The sequence below is a fragment of the Curtobacterium sp. VKM Ac-1395 genome (assembly GCF_015350975.1).
Classification (GTDB): Bacteria; Actinomycetota; Actinomycetes; order Actinomycetales; family Microbacteriaceae; genus Curtobacterium.
The window spans coordinates 20,785-35,152 of the sequence record NZ_JADKRX010000005.1; the positions used below are offsets into that span (position 1 = coordinate 20,785).

The 14,368-nt window shown below is 71.3% G+C and carries 16 protein-coding genes and 1 tRNA gene; 4 read left to right on the forward strand and 13 right to left on the reverse strand.

The features are described from left to right. Nucleotides 1-27 precede the first annotated feature (27 nt). Nucleotides 28-333 (forward strand): hypothetical protein, encoded by a 306-nt coding sequence (locus ITJ68_RS13655; protein WP_194661899.1) that lies wholly within the window; start codon nt 28-30, stop codon nt 331-333. Between the two features lie 61 nt (nt 334-394). Here the strand turns inward: ITJ68_RS13655 and ITJ68_RS13660 are convergent, their stop codons facing one another. The 8 genes from ITJ68_RS13660 to ITJ68_RS13695 form a co-directional block, all read right to left on the reverse strand. Continuing rightward, entirely contained in the window at nt 395-1,033 is a 639-nt protein-coding gene (locus ITJ68_RS13660) for a PepSY domain-containing protein (protein WP_194661902.1), read from the reverse strand. A gap of 91 nt (nt 1,034-1,124) precedes the next feature. Beyond that, nucleotides 1,125-2,453 (reverse strand): sensor histidine kinase, encoded by a 1,329-nt coding sequence (locus ITJ68_RS13665; RefSeq protein ID WP_194661904.1) that lies wholly within the window; start codon nt 2,451-2,453, stop codon nt 1,125-1,127. Beyond that, nucleotides 2,446-3,123, reverse strand: coding sequence for a response regulator transcription factor (locus ITJ68_RS13670; protein ID WP_194661906.1), 678 nt, complete (start codon nt 3,121-3,123; stop codon nt 2,446-2,448). Before ITJ68_RS13670 ends, ITJ68_RS13665 begins: the two co-directional genes overlap by 8 nt. Before the next feature lie 148 nt (nt 3,124-3,271). Further along, nucleotides 3,272-3,484: an SCO4848 family membrane protein gene (locus tag ITJ68_RS13675; RefSeq protein WP_071271390.1), complete on the reverse strand. Its 213-nt coding sequence runs from the start codon at nt 3,482-3,484 to the stop codon at nt 3,272-3,274. A gap of 176 nt (nt 3,485-3,660) precedes the next feature. Next, nucleotides 3,661-4,587 (reverse strand): hypothetical protein, encoded by a 927-nt coding sequence (locus tag ITJ68_RS13680; protein ID WP_194661908.1) that lies wholly within the window; start codon nt 4,585-4,587, stop codon nt 3,661-3,663. A gap of 13 nt (nt 4,588-4,600) precedes the next feature. Continuing rightward, on the reverse strand, nt 4,601-5,062 hold the full coding sequence (locus ITJ68_RS13685) for an ImmA/IrrE family metallo-endopeptidase (RefSeq protein WP_194661913.1): 462 nt from the start codon (nt 5,060-5,062) through the stop codon (nt 4,601-4,603). Then, entirely contained in the window at nt 5,059-5,499 is a 441-nt protein-coding gene (locus ITJ68_RS13690) for a hypothetical protein (protein ID WP_194661914.1), read from the reverse strand. Before ITJ68_RS13690 ends, ITJ68_RS13685 begins: the two co-directional genes overlap by 4 nt. Nucleotides 5,500-5,558: 59 nt before the next feature. Continuing rightward, nucleotides 5,559-5,631, reverse strand: a tRNA-Lys gene (locus tag ITJ68_RS13695). A 113-nt stretch (nt 5,632-5,744) separates the two neighbouring features. On the opposite strand from ITJ68_RS13695, the gene bcp reads away from it, so the two are divergent. Beyond that, complete coding sequence (bcp, locus tag ITJ68_RS13700; protein WP_194661916.1) at nt 5,745-6,215, forward strand: thioredoxin-dependent thiol peroxidase; 471 nt, start codon at nt 5,745-5,747, stop codon at nt 6,213-6,215. Between the two features lie 107 nt (nt 6,216-6,322). Here bcp and ITJ68_RS13705 read toward each other — a convergent pair whose 3' ends face one another. Further along, nucleotides 6,323-6,745: a hypothetical protein gene (locus tag ITJ68_RS13705; protein ID WP_194661918.1), complete on the reverse strand. Its 423-nt coding sequence runs from the start codon at nt 6,743-6,745 to the stop codon at nt 6,323-6,325. A 264-nt stretch (nt 6,746-7,009) separates the two neighbouring features. On the opposite strand from ITJ68_RS13705, the gene ITJ68_RS13710 reads away from it, so the two are divergent. Then, complete coding sequence (locus ITJ68_RS13710) at nt 7,010-7,258, forward strand: WhiB family transcriptional regulator (protein WP_017888820.1); 249 nt, start codon at nt 7,010-7,012, stop codon at nt 7,256-7,258. A gap of 220 nt (nt 7,259-7,478) precedes the next feature. On the opposite strand, the gene ITJ68_RS13715 is transcribed toward ITJ68_RS13710, so the two are convergent. Beyond that, on the reverse strand, nt 7,479-8,978 hold the full coding sequence (locus tag ITJ68_RS13715; protein WP_194661920.1) for a sensor histidine kinase: 1,500 nt from the start codon (nt 8,976-8,978) through the stop codon (nt 7,479-7,481). A 119-nt stretch (nt 8,979-9,097) separates the two neighbouring features. Between ITJ68_RS13715 and ITJ68_RS13720 the strand changes: the two genes are divergently transcribed. Next, nucleotides 9,098-9,637, forward strand: coding sequence for an Rv3235 family protein (locus ITJ68_RS13720; RefSeq protein WP_194661922.1), 540 nt, complete (start codon nt 9,098-9,100; stop codon nt 9,635-9,637). Nucleotides 9,638-9,728: 91 nt separating this feature from the next. Here the strand turns inward: ITJ68_RS13720 and secA are convergent, their stop codons facing one another. The 3 genes from secA to ITJ68_RS13735 form a co-directional block, all read right to left on the reverse strand. Further along, nucleotides 9,729-12,509 carry a preprotein translocase subunit SecA gene (gene secA, locus ITJ68_RS13725; RefSeq protein WP_194661934.1) on the reverse strand — a complete coding sequence of 927 codons (2,781 nt, stop codon included), beginning with the start codon at nt 12,507-12,509 and terminating at the stop codon, nt 9,729-9,731. A gap of 157 nt (nt 12,510-12,666) precedes the next feature. Further along, nucleotides 12,667-13,383 carry a ribosome hibernation-promoting factor, HPF/YfiA family gene (hpf, locus tag ITJ68_RS13730; RefSeq protein WP_194661936.1) on the reverse strand — a complete coding sequence of 239 codons (717 nt, stop codon included), beginning with the start codon at nt 13,381-13,383 and terminating at the stop codon, nt 12,667-12,669. Nucleotides 13,384-13,549: 166 nt separating this feature from the next. Next, nucleotides 13,550-14,317, reverse strand: coding sequence for a ComF family protein (locus ITJ68_RS13735; RefSeq protein ID WP_194661938.1), 768 nt, complete (start codon nt 14,315-14,317; stop codon nt 13,550-13,552). Nucleotides 14,318-14,368 lie beyond the last annotated feature (51 nt).

Below are 14,368 nucleotides of genomic sequence, written 5' to 3' on the forward strand. Positions count from 1 at the left end.
TCCGGCACCCGCCGCTACGATCAGCGGGTGCCGGACCTCTCTGCTTCCCCGACGCTCGACCTCCAGCTCTCGTGGCGTGGCACCTTCGGCCGTGTCCGCGTGTTCCCCGACCGGGTGCACGCCGAGACGAGCTACGAGCGCGACGGTCTGACGGCGGTGCCGATGGAGCACGTCCAGGGTTGGCGCATCGAGCCGTGCGACTTCGACGCCGTCTGCGTGGAGTTCGTGACCCCCGAGGACACCTACCGAGTCCTGCTCGACACCTCCGACCGGGGCGTCGCGGCCCTGGCGCTGCAGCGGGTCCTCGGCGAACCGGCTCCGACCGAGTCCTGACGCACCACGGCCGCCGACCAGCAGGTCGGCGGCCGTGGTCCGCGCGTCGGGGTCGGACCGGTCAGTCGTCCGTGTCGACCGTGTTCGTCACCGTCGCACCGGAACCGGCGTCGATGCGGATGCTGTGCTTCGTGCCGGCGTCGTCGCGCACGTCGCCCTCCCAGACGACCTTCCCGAGGTGGTCGTCGAGCCCGAGCTCGGTGACCGTCCCGGCGACGACGTCCTGGAGCTTCCCGGCGGCGTCGGCGACGTCGAGCTCCGCAGCGGCCACGAAGCGCTCGTTCTCCCGCACGTCGTCGGCGTCGGAGTCGTCCACGGTCGGGGTGCCCTCGACGGCGGACCCGGCGGCGTTCGTGTGCACCTCGTGCTCCTGGCCGTCCGACGTCACGACGAGGACCTGCCAGGTGGTGCCGCCGCGCTCCTGCTCGACGCCGACGACGGTGGGGGCGCCGGAGTCGACGGCGTCACGGGCGGTCGCAGCGGCGGACACCAGGGCGTCGTTCGACGCGGCGGCCGAGGTGGCGGCGCCGCTGGTCGAGCCGGCGACCGCGCCCGAGGACTGCGCGGTACCGGTGCCGGCAGCGGTGTCGTCGTCGTCGCGGTCGTCGCTCGCGCAGCCGGTCACGACGAGGGCCCCGGCGAGGAGCACGGAGGCGGAGAGGGCGATGCGGCGGGTGCGGGTCATGTCGGTGATGTCCATGGGCACCACCCTCGGGGTCAGGTGCTGAAGCAGGCCTGAAGCCGTCTGGACAGCCGCCCGGTCAGTCGCAGGGACAGCCGTGTCACCCCGGTCAGCCGCCGAGCGGCAGTCGCACCACGAACCGCGCGCCCCCGAGCGGCGACGTCACGACCTCGACGGACCCGCCGTGCGCCCGCACCGCGTCACGCACGATGGCCAGCCCGAGGCCCGACCCGCCGGCGTCGCGGCTGCGGGACTCGTCGAGGCGGACGAAGCGGTCGAACACCCGCTCGCGCTCGGACTCGGGCACGCCGCTGCCGTCGTCGTCGACGGTCAGCTCCGCCGCTCCCCCGACCTCGCGCACGGCGACGGCGATCCGCTCGCGCGCGTGCCGGCAGGCGTTGTCCACGAGGTTCCGGACGACCCGGCTGAGCACCCGGTCGTCGCCGAGCACCCGGGCGGCACTGATCCCCGAGCCGTCGACGGTGCAGACGCCAGCGCCCCGGGTCCGCGACACCTCGGCCAGCGCCAGGTCGTCGAGGTCCACCGCACGCCGCTCCCCGATCCCGCGCTCGTCGAGCCGGGAGAGCTCGAGCAGCCCGTCGACGAGGCCGGCGAGGCGGTCGTTCTCCGCGAGGACGACCTCGGTCAGCTCGTCGACGTCGATCCGGTCGGGATGGGCCCTGGCGACGGAGGCGTGCTGCCGCACCGACGCGATCGGCGACCGCAGCTCGTGCGACGCGTCGGCGACGAACCGCCGCTGCGCCACCGCGGCCCGCTCGAGCCGGTCGAGCATGTCGTTCATGGTGTCCGCCAGCCGGGCGACCTCGTCCCCGGTCTCCGGCACCGCGACCCGCACGCCGTGCGACGCCGCGCGGACCGTGGCGACCTCGCGGCGGATCCGCTCGACGGGCCGGAGCGACCGGCCGACGACGATCCACGTCCCGATGCCCATCAGCGTCACGAGGAGCGGGACACCGATCGCGAGCAGGGTCACCACCGCGGTCGTCGCCGTGTCGGCGGCGTCGAGCGACGCACCGTAGACGATGGTCGCCTCGGACCCGCCGGGCAGGTCGACGTCGTCGGCGACGAGCAGCCACCGCTCCCCGTCGAGCGTGACCCGCGACTCGTCCGCCGTCGGGAGCGCCGGCGGGTCGGCATCGTCACCGTGTGCGAGGACGCGGCCGCCGTCACCGACGACCTGCACGAGGACCTCGTCGTAGCCGTCCACCGCCGAGGCGCCGTCGGCCTCGACCCGCGCGGCGGCCTGCTCGAGACCGCTCTCGGCACCGGCACGCACGCCGTCGACGAGCACGAGCCGCAGCACGGTGACGAACGCCACGGACCCGATGACCAGGGCCCCCAGCACCACGAGCACCGCGGCGAGGGTCGTCCGCGCCCGGAGGCTCTGCGGGCGGTGGACCCGCCCCCGCTCAGGCACCGTCGTCCGCCAGCCGGTAGCCGGCACCCCGCACCGTCTCGATCGTGGCGCGTCCGAACGGCCGGTCGACCTTGCGACGGAGGTGTCCGACGTAGACCTCCACGATGTTCGGGTCACCGTCGAAGTCGACGTCCCACACGTTCTCGATCACCTCGCGCTTCGAGCAGACCTGCCCGGCCCGGCGGACGAGGAACTCCAGCACCGCGAACTCGCGGCTCGTCAGGTCGAGGGGCGTGTCACCGCGGGCAGCCGTCCGCGCTGCCGGGTCGACGCGCAGGTCCCCCACGGTCAGGACGGCGGGCCGCTCCCGCGCACCACGGCGCACCAGGGCGCGGAGACGGGCGACGAGCACCGGGTGCGAGAACGGCTTCGTCACGTAGTCGTCGGCGCCGGCGTCGAGCGCCTCGACCTGGTCCCACTCGCCGTCCTTCGCCGTGAGCATGAGCACCGGCGTCCAGTTGCCCTCGGCCCGCAGCTGCCCGCAGACTGCCCAGCCGCTCAGGCCCGGCATCATCAGGTCGAGCACGACGGCGTCGTAGTGGAACTCGCGCGCGTGCCACAGGCCGTCGATGCCGTCGTGGGCGACGTCGACCGCCCAGCCCTCGGCTTCGAGCCCGCGGCGCACACCGTCGGCGAGTCGGACCTCGTCATCGACCACCAGGACACGCATGGCCGCCATTGTCCTCGGGCCGCGCTGAAGCGGGCCTGAAGCGGTGGTGGTGACCGCCCACGGTCTGGAGGCTCGGCGCGGGCCGGTCCCGCGCCTCCCGTCCGGTGGTCGGCCGGGTGGGCGCTCCGGCGACCGCGCGGGACGGGCCTCAGACGAGCAGCAGGATCCCGGCGACGATCGAGGCGGCGGTGATCGCCAGGGCGATCAGCAGCAGGACCAGGTGCACCCGGTAGAAGGTCGTCGGGCGGCCGGCTGCGTCACGCGCGCGGGTGTCCTTCGCGACCCGCTGGAAGAAGCGGGGCCAGGCGACCAGGTTGAACAGGGCACCGATGAACAGGACGACTGCGGCGAAGACGAGCACCTCGGGAGTCTACCGACGGCGTCCGAGGTGCTCGGGCCTGCGTCGCTCCGGTCCGGGGTGCTCGGCCGCCCCCAACGCGGCCGAGTCCCACCGGCGATCACCACACGAAGTGTAGCAATGGCTACGAACATACACTCCGTGGCGTCCCACGTCGACCCGTGCCCGCTCCGGACGGGTCAGGAGGCGTCGAGCGCGGCCTCGGCCCGGGCGAGGGCGGTGCGCTCGTGGTCGTCGAGCGAGGACCGTGAGCTGCGGACGCCGTCGTTGATCTCGACGATCAGCCGGCTGAGCCGCGTGGCGGGGTCGGCGGTGGCCGGGTACTCGTTGTCGCTGCCCATGCGGGCGTGCAGCGGCGTGAGGGTCGCGATCGCGGTCTCCACGGCGCGGGCACGCCGGGCACGGGCGGTGCGGTGCCCGATGACGAGCAGGAGCATGCCCGACGCGACGCAGAGGACCGCGCCCGGGGTGGCGATGTCGTACGGCAGCGAGAGCCGCCGGGTCAGGGCGACGTCCCCGAACACGTGTGCGAGGTCCATCACGATGACGACCACCATCCGCACGACCCCGGCCACACCGCCGAGCACGAGGACCCAGAGCCCGACGAGGTCCGTGCGCGTGCGGGCCTCGCGGACGTGCAGCACGCAGATCCACCCGGTGGCGGCGAGGGCCACCCCGAGGTAGACCGTCTGCGCGATCGAGTAGACCGCCGCTGCCGGCTCGGCCCCGGCGACGAGCATGAAGGTCGTCGTCGTCGGGGGCTTGTCGAGCACGACGAACGCGGTGACGATCACGACCCCGACGACGGCGCAGGACACGATGATCGCGGTCCGCAACCACCGACTGTCAGCACCGACGGCCTTCGCGACGCCCCAGAGCAGCGTGCTCGTGCCGGCGATCATCAGGCAGTCGCCGACCACGGTCACGACGTTCCGGCCGCCGACCAGGGGGTCGAGCCAGCGGTAGAGCGGGTCGACGTTCGTGACGATCGTGGCGGAGAACAGCAGGAACGTCACGGCCAACGTGCGGTCCTGCCCGCGCTGCAGGACGAACAGGACGACCGCACCCGCGACGAGCAGGACGGCCTGGGCGACGGCGAGGATCATCGCGGGTGTCCGCTCAGCCGAAGACGCCGCGGAAGGCGCTCGGCCGGCTGCGGTGGTCGCGGATGAGCTGCGCGAGGCGGTCGGCGAAGTGCTCGGCCTCCCGTTCGAAGGCGTTCTCGAACAAGCCGCGCGCCATGGCCCGCTCGACCTTGTACTCGGGCAGGTCCGGGATGACGTCCCGGATGTACGCCGACTGCGCCGCGGCGTCGTGGTGGGCGTGCAGCACGTGGCCGAGCTCGTGCCCGATCACGAACGCGCGGAAGGTGCGCGAGGGGGACGGCGAGATCATGATGAGGTGCTGGTGCTCGAGCGTCGCGACGAAGCCGCAGACGGGCTCGTTCGCCAGGAAGGCCTCTTCCCGCACGACGATCGGCTTGCCGACGATCTCCGAGGCCACGCGGACGGCGTCGTCCACGTCCGCCCAGCGCTCGTCGCGTCCGCGGTCCCAGAAGGCGTCCACCCGGTCAGCGGTCACGGCAGGATCCCGCGCTGCGACTCCTCCTCGATCACCGCGGCGATCCGGCGGAGGGCGTCGGGTGAGAGCTCGCCGGGGAACGTGCGGGCGGCGAACCCGCTGACCCGGGCCGAGCGGAGCGACCGGACGAGGGCGAGCTGCGCGCCGATCCGCTCCGGGATCTGGCTGTCCTCGAGCAGGAAGCGCTCGTCGACCTCGAAGAAGCCGGCGAGGAGCTGCAGCAGCGCGGTGTCCCGGTTGCGACGACCGTCGCCCGAGATCATGTAGGTCCACTTCGCACGGGAGAGCGATCCGCCGTGGGCGTCGACCCACTCCTCGATCGCAGAGAACGGCACCGGCGCGCCGCGCTGCGACTCCTCGAAGTCGAGCAGCAGGTTGAGCCGACGTGCGAGTTCGGCGGCGTCGAGCGCGCCGCCCTTCGGTTCGTGCGTGTCCATGCGTCCCGACCCCCTCCGGATACACGAAGACCCCCGCCGGAGCGAGGGTCTCAGTCGTGTGCACCCCCTCGGACTTGAACCGAGAACCCACTGATTAAGAGTCAGTTGCTCTGCCAATTGAGCTAGAGGTGCATGCACTCTGCTTGCGAGTGCCGTTCCGGTGTGTGTCCCGCAACGGGAATCAACAATAGCATGGGATTCGGGCGCCCGAGAACACCTCCGGGTCCCGACCGAACAGGAGCACCATGACCGACCGTCTCGTCGCCGGCGACACCGCCCCGGACTTCACCCTGCAGGACCAGGACGGCACCGAGCACACCCTCGGGTCCCTGCGCGGACGCAAGGTCATCGTGTACTTCTACCCCGCGGCGTCCACCCCGGGCTGCACCACCGAGGCCTGCGACTTCCGCGACAACATGTCCTCGTTGCAGGCCGCCGGGTACGAGGTCCTCGGCGTGTCGAAGGACGACCTCCCCGCCCTCGCGACCTTCAAGGACGAGCAGGCCCTGACCTTCCCGCTGCTGAGCGACCCGGACCTCGCGGTGCACAAGGCGTACGCGGCCTGGGGCGAGAAGAACACCTACGGCAAGGTCGTCACCGGCACGATCCGGTCGACGATCGTCGTCGACGAGGACGGCACCGTGCAGCTCCCCCTCTACAACGTGAAGGCGACCGGTCACGTGGCGAGCCTCCGGAAGAAGCTCGGCCTGGTCTGAGTCTGCGACGCGCTGGAGGCCCGGTGCCGGTCCCTGGGACCGGCACCGGGCCTCCAGTGCGTCGCCGGTGGTGTCGCCGGCGGTGACGGTGGTGGCGTCGCTGGGCGCTACTCGACCCGGCGGGCCAACGTGGTCGTCACCGACTTCGACAGCACCAGCGTGATGGCGACGAGCGCCGGCAGGAGCAGTGCCCACCCGACCGCCGGGACCCGGAACACGCCCTGGAACGCGCCGATCGCGAGCGCTCCCTGCAGGACCTGCCACACGACGATGCCGCTGCGCACCCACGGCCGGCTGCGCCAGAGACCGACGAGCAGCGACCCGAGCCACAGCGCCGCGATCGCCGCCAGCACCACGAGGGCGATGCCGGACGCCACGCTCGTGGCCGGGGCGACGAGGAGCTCGACGAGCAGGACGACCGTCACGACCGCGACGGCGAGGAACTCGAGCGCGAGGACGATGAGCAGGCCGTACATCGCCCGCGACCGCGGCTCGGGAGCGTCGGGGACGGTCGAGGTGGGGTCAGACACAGAGATCCTCCAGCATTGCAACCCTTGATTTGGTCATATCAGTATGGAACGATGTTCGAGGTCGTTTGGACGGCACGATGTGGTGTGCGTCTCCCGTGGTTCGACGCTCCTCCCCCGAGCGTTCTGCGGGCGTCAGGCTCTCCCCGCGCGGTTTCCTCCCCACAGGATCTTCCCGCTCGTCACATGTGCATGTGCAGAGTCCTCCAGCCCCGAACCACGGCCCCGGCCTGCCGTTCGAGCACTGACATCAAGGAGCACCACCACATGGATTGGCGTGACAAGGCAGCTTGCCTCACCGCAGACCCCGAGCTCTTCTTCCCCGTCGGGAACACCGGGCCCGCGGTGGACCAGATCGAGAAGGCCAAGTCGGTGTGCGCTCGTTGCACGGTGACGGAGATGTGCCTGCAGTACGCACTCGAGAACAACCAGGACTCCGGTGTCTGGGGTGGCCTCAGCGAGGACGAGCGTCGCGCGCTCAAGCGCCGCGCCGCTCGGGCTCGCCGCGCCTCCTGACGCCGCAGCACTGACACCGACGCCCGTCGTGCCCCTCGGGGTGCGGCGGGCGTCGTCGTGCGCGGGGCGGCGGCTGGGCTCGCAAAACACCGGCGTTCTCCAGTCACGCCGCGGGAAGTCGCGGCGTGGTAGCTGAACACCGGTGTTTCGCGATGCCCGGACCCGCCCTGGCCAGGCGCACGCTCGGCTCGGCACGGCTCGGACGCGCACGCGCGCGGGGCTACGCGGCCGCGGTCTCCCAGCGGAACGGGATCGAGATCGTGACCTCGGTGCCGCTGCCGGTGAGCGTGTGCCAGTCGATCGTGCCGCCGAGCTCGCCCTGGATGAGCGTGCGGACGATCTGCGTGCCGAGACCTGAGCCGACCTTGCCCTCGGGCAGCCCCACGCCGTTGTCGCGGACCTGGATCTCGAGGTGGTCGTCCGAGCGGTGGGCGACGATCTCGACCTCGCCGTCGCGGCCGTCGAGTCCGTGCTCCACCGCGTTCGTCACGAGCTCCGTCAGCCCGAGCGCGAGCGGCGTGGCGGCCTCGGAGGGCAGGACGCCGAACTCCCCGGTCTTCTTCGGGTGCACGGTCGTGTTGTGGGACGCCGCGACCTCGGTCACGAGCTTGAGCACGGAGTCGAAGACCTCGTCGAAGTCGACGTTCTGGCTGAGGCCGGTCGACAGGGTGTCGTGCACGACGGCGATCGCCGCCACGCGCCGCATCGCGTTCTGCAGGGACGTCTTGGCCTCTTCCGAGTGCGTGCGCCGCGCCTGGATGCGCAGGAGCGAGGCCACCGTCTGCAGGTTGTTCTTCACGCGGTGGTGGATCTCGCGGATCGTCGCGTCCTTGGTGATCAGCTCGCGCTCCTGGTGCCGCATCTCGGTGACGTCGCGGCAGAGCACGACCGCACCGATCCGCTCACCGTGGTCACGCAGCGGGATCGACCGCAGGGTGACCGCGACGCCGTTCGACTCGATGTCCGCGCGCCAGGGAGCACGGCCGGTGACGACGAGCGGCAGCGACTCGTCGACGTCGAGCTGGGCGCCGAGGAGTTCAGTGGTGACCTCGGCCAGGGACTTCCGCTCGAGTTCGCCCTCGAAGCCCATCCGGTTGAAGGCGCTCAGGCCGTTCGGGCTGGCGAACGTGACGATGCCGTTCGTGTCGAGGCGGAGCAGGCCGTCGCTCGCACGGGGTGCGCCACGACGCGGGCCGGCCGGAGCACCGAGGTCCGGGAAGTCGCCCGTCGCGATCATGCCGAACAGGTCGTTCGCGCTCGCGGTGAAGTTGAGCTCCTGGCGGCTCGGCGTGCGCATCTCGTCCTGGTTGGAGTGGCGCGTGACCACGGCGATCGGCCGGTCGGTCGTCTGCTTGCTCTTCGCGCTGAGGCGACGGAGCACGGGGATGGCCCGGACACGGGTCGGGGTGTCCTCGTACCAGTCCGGCTCGGCGGAGTCGACGACACGGGCGGACGCGAAGCTCTCGGTGACCTGCTCGCGCCACTCCTCGCGGATCTCCTGCCCGACGATGTCGCGGTAGAACAGCGTCGCGGCGGACGACGGACGGGCGTGGGCGACGGCCACGAAGGAGCCGTCCTCGGCCGTCGGCACCCAGAGCACCATGTCGGCGAACGACAGGTCCGAGAGGAGCTGCCAGTCCCCCACGAGCAGGTGGAGCCACTCCACGTCCGCTTCGGAGGACCGGCCTTGTGCGAGGACGAGATCACTGAGGGTCGACACCCGACCAGTCTAGGTCCGGGCACGTTGTGGACAGATCGCCGCTCTCCACAGGTCAGGCGCGTCGTCATTTCGCATTTCGCATTCCCCATACGCTCTGCCCACCAACGAAAGGGGCCGGGGTGGCGCGGGAAGCACAGCGGGTCGACGACGATCCGCACCAGAGCACGGAGGCGGGAGCCACTGCGGTCGGGCAGGAGGCGACGGCGCTGCGGCTCGACGCCCTCGGGCACGAGCACGCTGCGACGACGGCGCTCGTGCCACGACCGGTCGGAGACGACGGGCCGGACCGGGCCGACGAGTCGACCCCGGGGCCGCCGCCCCTCCCCGACCCGGCAGCGACCGCGCAGGCGCTGGCACTCTGCGTCGCCGAGATCCTCACCGGCGCTCGGGACGTCGAGAGCATCGCCCGGTGGATCACGGACGACGTGCAGCGGCACCTCCACCAGCGAGCCGCGTACGCCGCCAGGGCACGGTCCGCCTCCCCGCACCGGAATCGACGGCCGTCGATCCGCGTCGGGACCGTCGTGGTGAGCCGCCCGCGGGACGGCGTGGCCGAGGCGAGCGTGGTGGTCCACACCCGGAGCCGCGCCCGAGCGGTCGCGATCCGGCTCGAGGAGCGTGCCGGGCGGTGGCGCGCCACCGCCATCGGGATGCTCTGACCGGCGCAGTCGCTCCTCGACGGACCACGCCACAGACGGGAGGCCCGGTGCCAGCTGGCACCGGGCCTCCCGTCTGGTGGCGTGGTCGGGTCTAGCCCTTCTTGGCAGCCTGACGACGGTCGGCGCGGTTGGTGGCCGTCGCCTGACCGGTCGCCGTGGCGGCCGAGCCGAAGGCTGAACCCTTCTCGGGCGCGATCTCGGCCTCTTCTTCCGCCTGGGCCTGCTGCGCCAGCGCGGTGGCGGCCTGCTCGAGGCGACCGCGCTCGTCGCGGACCTCGACCTCGCCGTCGATCGACGGAGCGGAGAACTCGAGGCCGGCGACCTCTTCCTCGTCGAGGCCCTTGGCCTCGATGACCGCGTTCTCGCCGTCCGACTGGACCTGCACCTCGAGGTTGAACAGGAAGCCGACCGACTCCTCGCGGATCTGCCCCATCATCGTCTGGAACAGGGCGTAGCCCTCGCGCTGGTACTCGACCAGCGGGTCGCGCTGTGCCATGGCGCGGAGGCCGATGCCGTCCTTGAGGTAGTCCATCTCGTAGAGGTGGTCACGCCAGCGGCGGTCGACCACCGAGAGGACGACGCGACGCTCGAGCTCGCGCATCGCCTCTTCGCCGAGGGTCTCCTCGCGCTTGGCGTAGGCGAGCTGAGCGTCGGAGAGGATCTCGCGACCGAGGAACTCCCGCGTCGCCTTGCCCTTCGAGCCGGCCTCGGTGATGATCTCGTCGATCGTGATCGAGATCGGGAAGAGCGTGCCGAGCTCGGTCCACATGGCGTCGAGGTCCCAGTCGTCCGGGGAGCCCTCGCCGGTGTGGGTGTCGATGACGTCGTCGACGACGTTCTTCAGGAAGTTCTGCGTGCGCTCGTGGAGGTCGTCGCCCTCGAGGATGTGGCGGCGGTCGCTGTAGATCGCCTCGCGCTGCCGGTTGAGGACGTCGTCGTACTTGAGGACGTTCTTGCGGATCTCGGCGTTGCGGCCCTCGACCTGCGACTGGGCGGACCGGATCGCACGGCCGACGAGCTTGTTCTCGATGGCGAGGTCGTCCGGGACGTTCGAGCGGCCCATCAGGCTCTCGGCGGCACCGGAGTTGAACAGGCGCATGAGGTCGTCGGTCAGCGACAGGTAGAAGCGGCTCTCGCCCGGGTCACCCTGACGGCCGGAACGACCACGCAGCTGGTTGTCGATGCGGCGGGACTCGTGGCGCTCGGTGCCGAGGACGTACAGGCCGCCGACCGCGCGGACCTTGTCGCCCTCTTCCTCGACGATCGCCTTCGTCTTCGCGAAGACCTCGTCCCAGGCGGACTCGTACTCGTCGGGGGTCTCGGTGGGCGAGAGGCCCTTCGTGTGCATCTCCTGCACCGCGAGGAACTCCGAGTTGCCACCGAGCATGATGTCGGTGCCGCGGCCGGCCATGTTCGTGGCGACCGTCACGGCACCGTAGCGTCCGGCCTGGGCGACGATGGCGGCTTCTCGTGCGTGGTTCTTCGCGTTGAGGACCTCGTGCTTGACGCCCTTCTTCGCGAGGAGCTTGGAGAGGTACTCGGACTTCTCGACGCTCGTGGTGCCGACGAGGACGGGCTGGCCCTTCTCGTGGCGCTCCTCGATGTCGTTGGCGACCTGCTCGAACTTGGCCTTCTCGTTCTTGTAGACGAGGTCGGTCTGGTCGATGCGCTGCATCGGCTTGTTCGTCGGGATGGCGACGACGCCGAGCTTGTACGTCGACATGAACTCGGCCGCTTCGGTCTCCGCGGTGCCGGTCATGCCGGAGAGCTTCTGGTACAGGCGGAAGTAGTTCTGCAGCGTGACGGTGGCGAGGGTCTGGTTCTCGGCCTTGACCTCGACGCCCTCCTTGGCCTCGATCGCCTGGTGGATGCCCTCGTTGTAGCGACGGCCCATCAGGATGCGGCCGGTGTGCTCGTCGACGATGAGCACCTCGCCGTTCATCACGACGTAGTCCTTGTCGCGCTTGAACAGGGAGTCCGCCTTGATGGCGTTGTTCAGGAAGGAGATCAGCGGGGTGTTCGCCGACTCGTAGAGGTTGTCGATGCCGAGGTAGTCCTCGACCTTCTCGATGCCGGGCTCGAGCACACCGACGGTGCGCTTCTTCTCGTCGACCTCGAAGTCCTCGCCCGCGGTGAGGCGCTTGGCGATCGAGGCGAACTCGGTGAACCAGCGGTTGGCCTCACCGGAGGACGGGCCCGAGATGATGAGCGGCGTGCGGGCCTCGTCGATGAGGATCGAGTCGACCTCGTCCACGATGGCGAAGAAGTGGCCGCGCTGCACCATGTCGACGGCCTGCCAGGCCATGTTGTCGCGCAGGTAGTCGAAGCCGAACTCGTTGTTCGTGCCGTAGGTGATGTCGGCGGCGTACTGCTCGCGGCGCTCGGCCGGCGACTGGTTCGCCACGATGCACCCGGTCGTCATGCCGAGGGCACGGAACACGCGGCCCATGAGCTCGGACTGGTACGACGCCAGGAAGTCGTTCACGGTGATGACGTGGACGCCGCGCGACGGGATCGCGTTGAGGTACGCCGCGGTCGTCGCGACGAGGGTCTTGCCCTCACCGGTCTTCATCTCGGCGATGTTGCCGAGGTGGAGCGCCGCGCCACCCATGAGCTGCACGTCGAAGTGCCGCATGCCGAGGGTGCGCTTCGAGGCCTCGCGCACAGCGGCGAAGGCCTCCGGCAGCAGGTCGTCGAGGGTCTCGCCGTTGGCGTACCGCTCGCGGAGCTCCTTGGTCTCGTCCTGGAGCTCCTCGTCGCTGAGGCTCGCGAAGTCGTCCTCGAGGTCGTTGATCGCGGAGGCGTACGCCTTCAGTCGTCGGAGGGTGCGTCCTTCACCGACGCGGAGGACCTTCTCCAGCACGTTTGCCACGTGAACTCCTTACGGTTCGTCGCGCGCGGTCGGCGCGTCCGAACAGCCAGTCATGCTAGCAACCCGCCCGAGCCCTGTGCTGTGAGGAACGCCGACGGAACACAGGTGTGCGCGGCCCCCGAACGGGCCGCGCACACCGGGGTGGTCCCTCGGACGCTCAGGCGAGCGCGGCCGCGGGCTCCGTCTGCGTCGTCTCGTCGGCGGCTGCGTCGGTGCGGACGGCGTCGGTGCCGTCGAGCCCGATGACGCCGTAGTCCCAGCCCTTGCGTCGGTAGACGACGCTCGGACGGCGGGTCTCCGCGTCGACGAACAGGTAGAAGTCGTGTCCGACGAGCTCCATGAAGTAGAGCGCGTCGTCCACGGTCATCGGCTCCGCGGTGAAGACCTTCTCGCGGATGACGACGGGCGAGTAGACCTCGTCCTCGTCGTCGTGGGGCTCCTCGGTCATCACCGGGATCGCCCCCGTGGCGACGTCCTCGATGAGCTTGCCGTCGGCGGGCACGACGTCCATGCCGTCGAACGCGGACCCGGCCGCTTCGGCGACGGAGGTCGGACGGTGGCGACCGCGGTGCACCTTGCGGCGGTCGCGCGCCCGGCGGAGGCGCTCCATGATCCGGGCGAACGCGAGGTCGAACGCGGCGTACTTGTCCGACGCGGCGGACTCGGCCCGCACGAGGGGCCCCGGGCCGATGAGCGTCAGTTCGACGCGGTCCTCGCCCTGACCGCCGCCGCTCTTCTCGTTGTGTCGGCTGATCCGCACCTCGAAGGCGAGTGCGCGATCGGCGAGCACGTCGATCTTGTCGGACTTCTGCTCGACGTAGGTACGGAATCGGTCGGTGACCCCGACGTTCCGGCCTGTGATCGTCACGTCCATGGCGGCTCCCATCGCTGAGTCGGCGCGTCACCTGCTTCCGGCGAACTCCGACGCCTTGCCAGGGACGCTAGACCCGCCGACGGACCCGTGTCACCGGGTGTGGGCGCGTCGGAGCGGACACCCACCGGATGCACAGAGGACACCGGGCGTTCACCCGAGGTCGGCGTCATGCCTCCACGCTCGCCGTCGCGACGCACCGCACCACCCGGCCACCGGCTGCGCGCACGGCACGGACCGCCTCGGCCATCGTCACCCCGGTGGTGACGACGTCGTCGACGAGGACGACGGTGCGGCCCTCGACCCGCACGGCACGGAGGGTCCCGACCGTGGCGGCCACCCGTTCCAGCGCCGTCCGCTGCTTCTGGCCGGCCCCGGCGCGCAGGCCGCCACCGCGCAGGCCGACAGCGTGCAGGCTGTCACCGTGCCGGCTGCCACAGTGCCGGCTGCCACAGTGCACGCCGCCACCGTGCCGGCTGCCACCGAGCAGCCGACGGCCGGGTACCCGGGCACGGTGCAGCTGCCCGGTCCCCCGCACACCGCCCCGTGCGAGCAGGAGCACCACCGGGTCGAAGCCGCGTCGGCGCCGGCCCCGCGGGGACGGCGGGACGCGGAGGACGAGCGTGCCCGGCGGTGCCTCGGCGAGCGCACGACGCACCAGCGCGGCGGTCCGGCGGCCGAGGGGGCCGGCGACGTCGACACGGCCGCGCAGCTTGAGCTCGAGGAGCAGGGTGCGGACGAGGCCCTCGTACTCGAAGGCGGCGTCGAGGCGCACCCCGCCGACGAGCCGGACCCGGTGCGGGCGGCCGTCGAGGGTGGCACGGCAGGACCGGCAGAGGGCGCGGTCGGACGCGCCGCAGCCGAGACAGGCGACGGGCAGGAACAGGGCGAGGACGGCGACGAGTGCGTCGCGCCAGGGGTGTGGAGCCGTGGTCATGGGGCGATCCTGGCGGCGGGAGGACGCCGGGCGGGGGCCGGGGGGCGGACC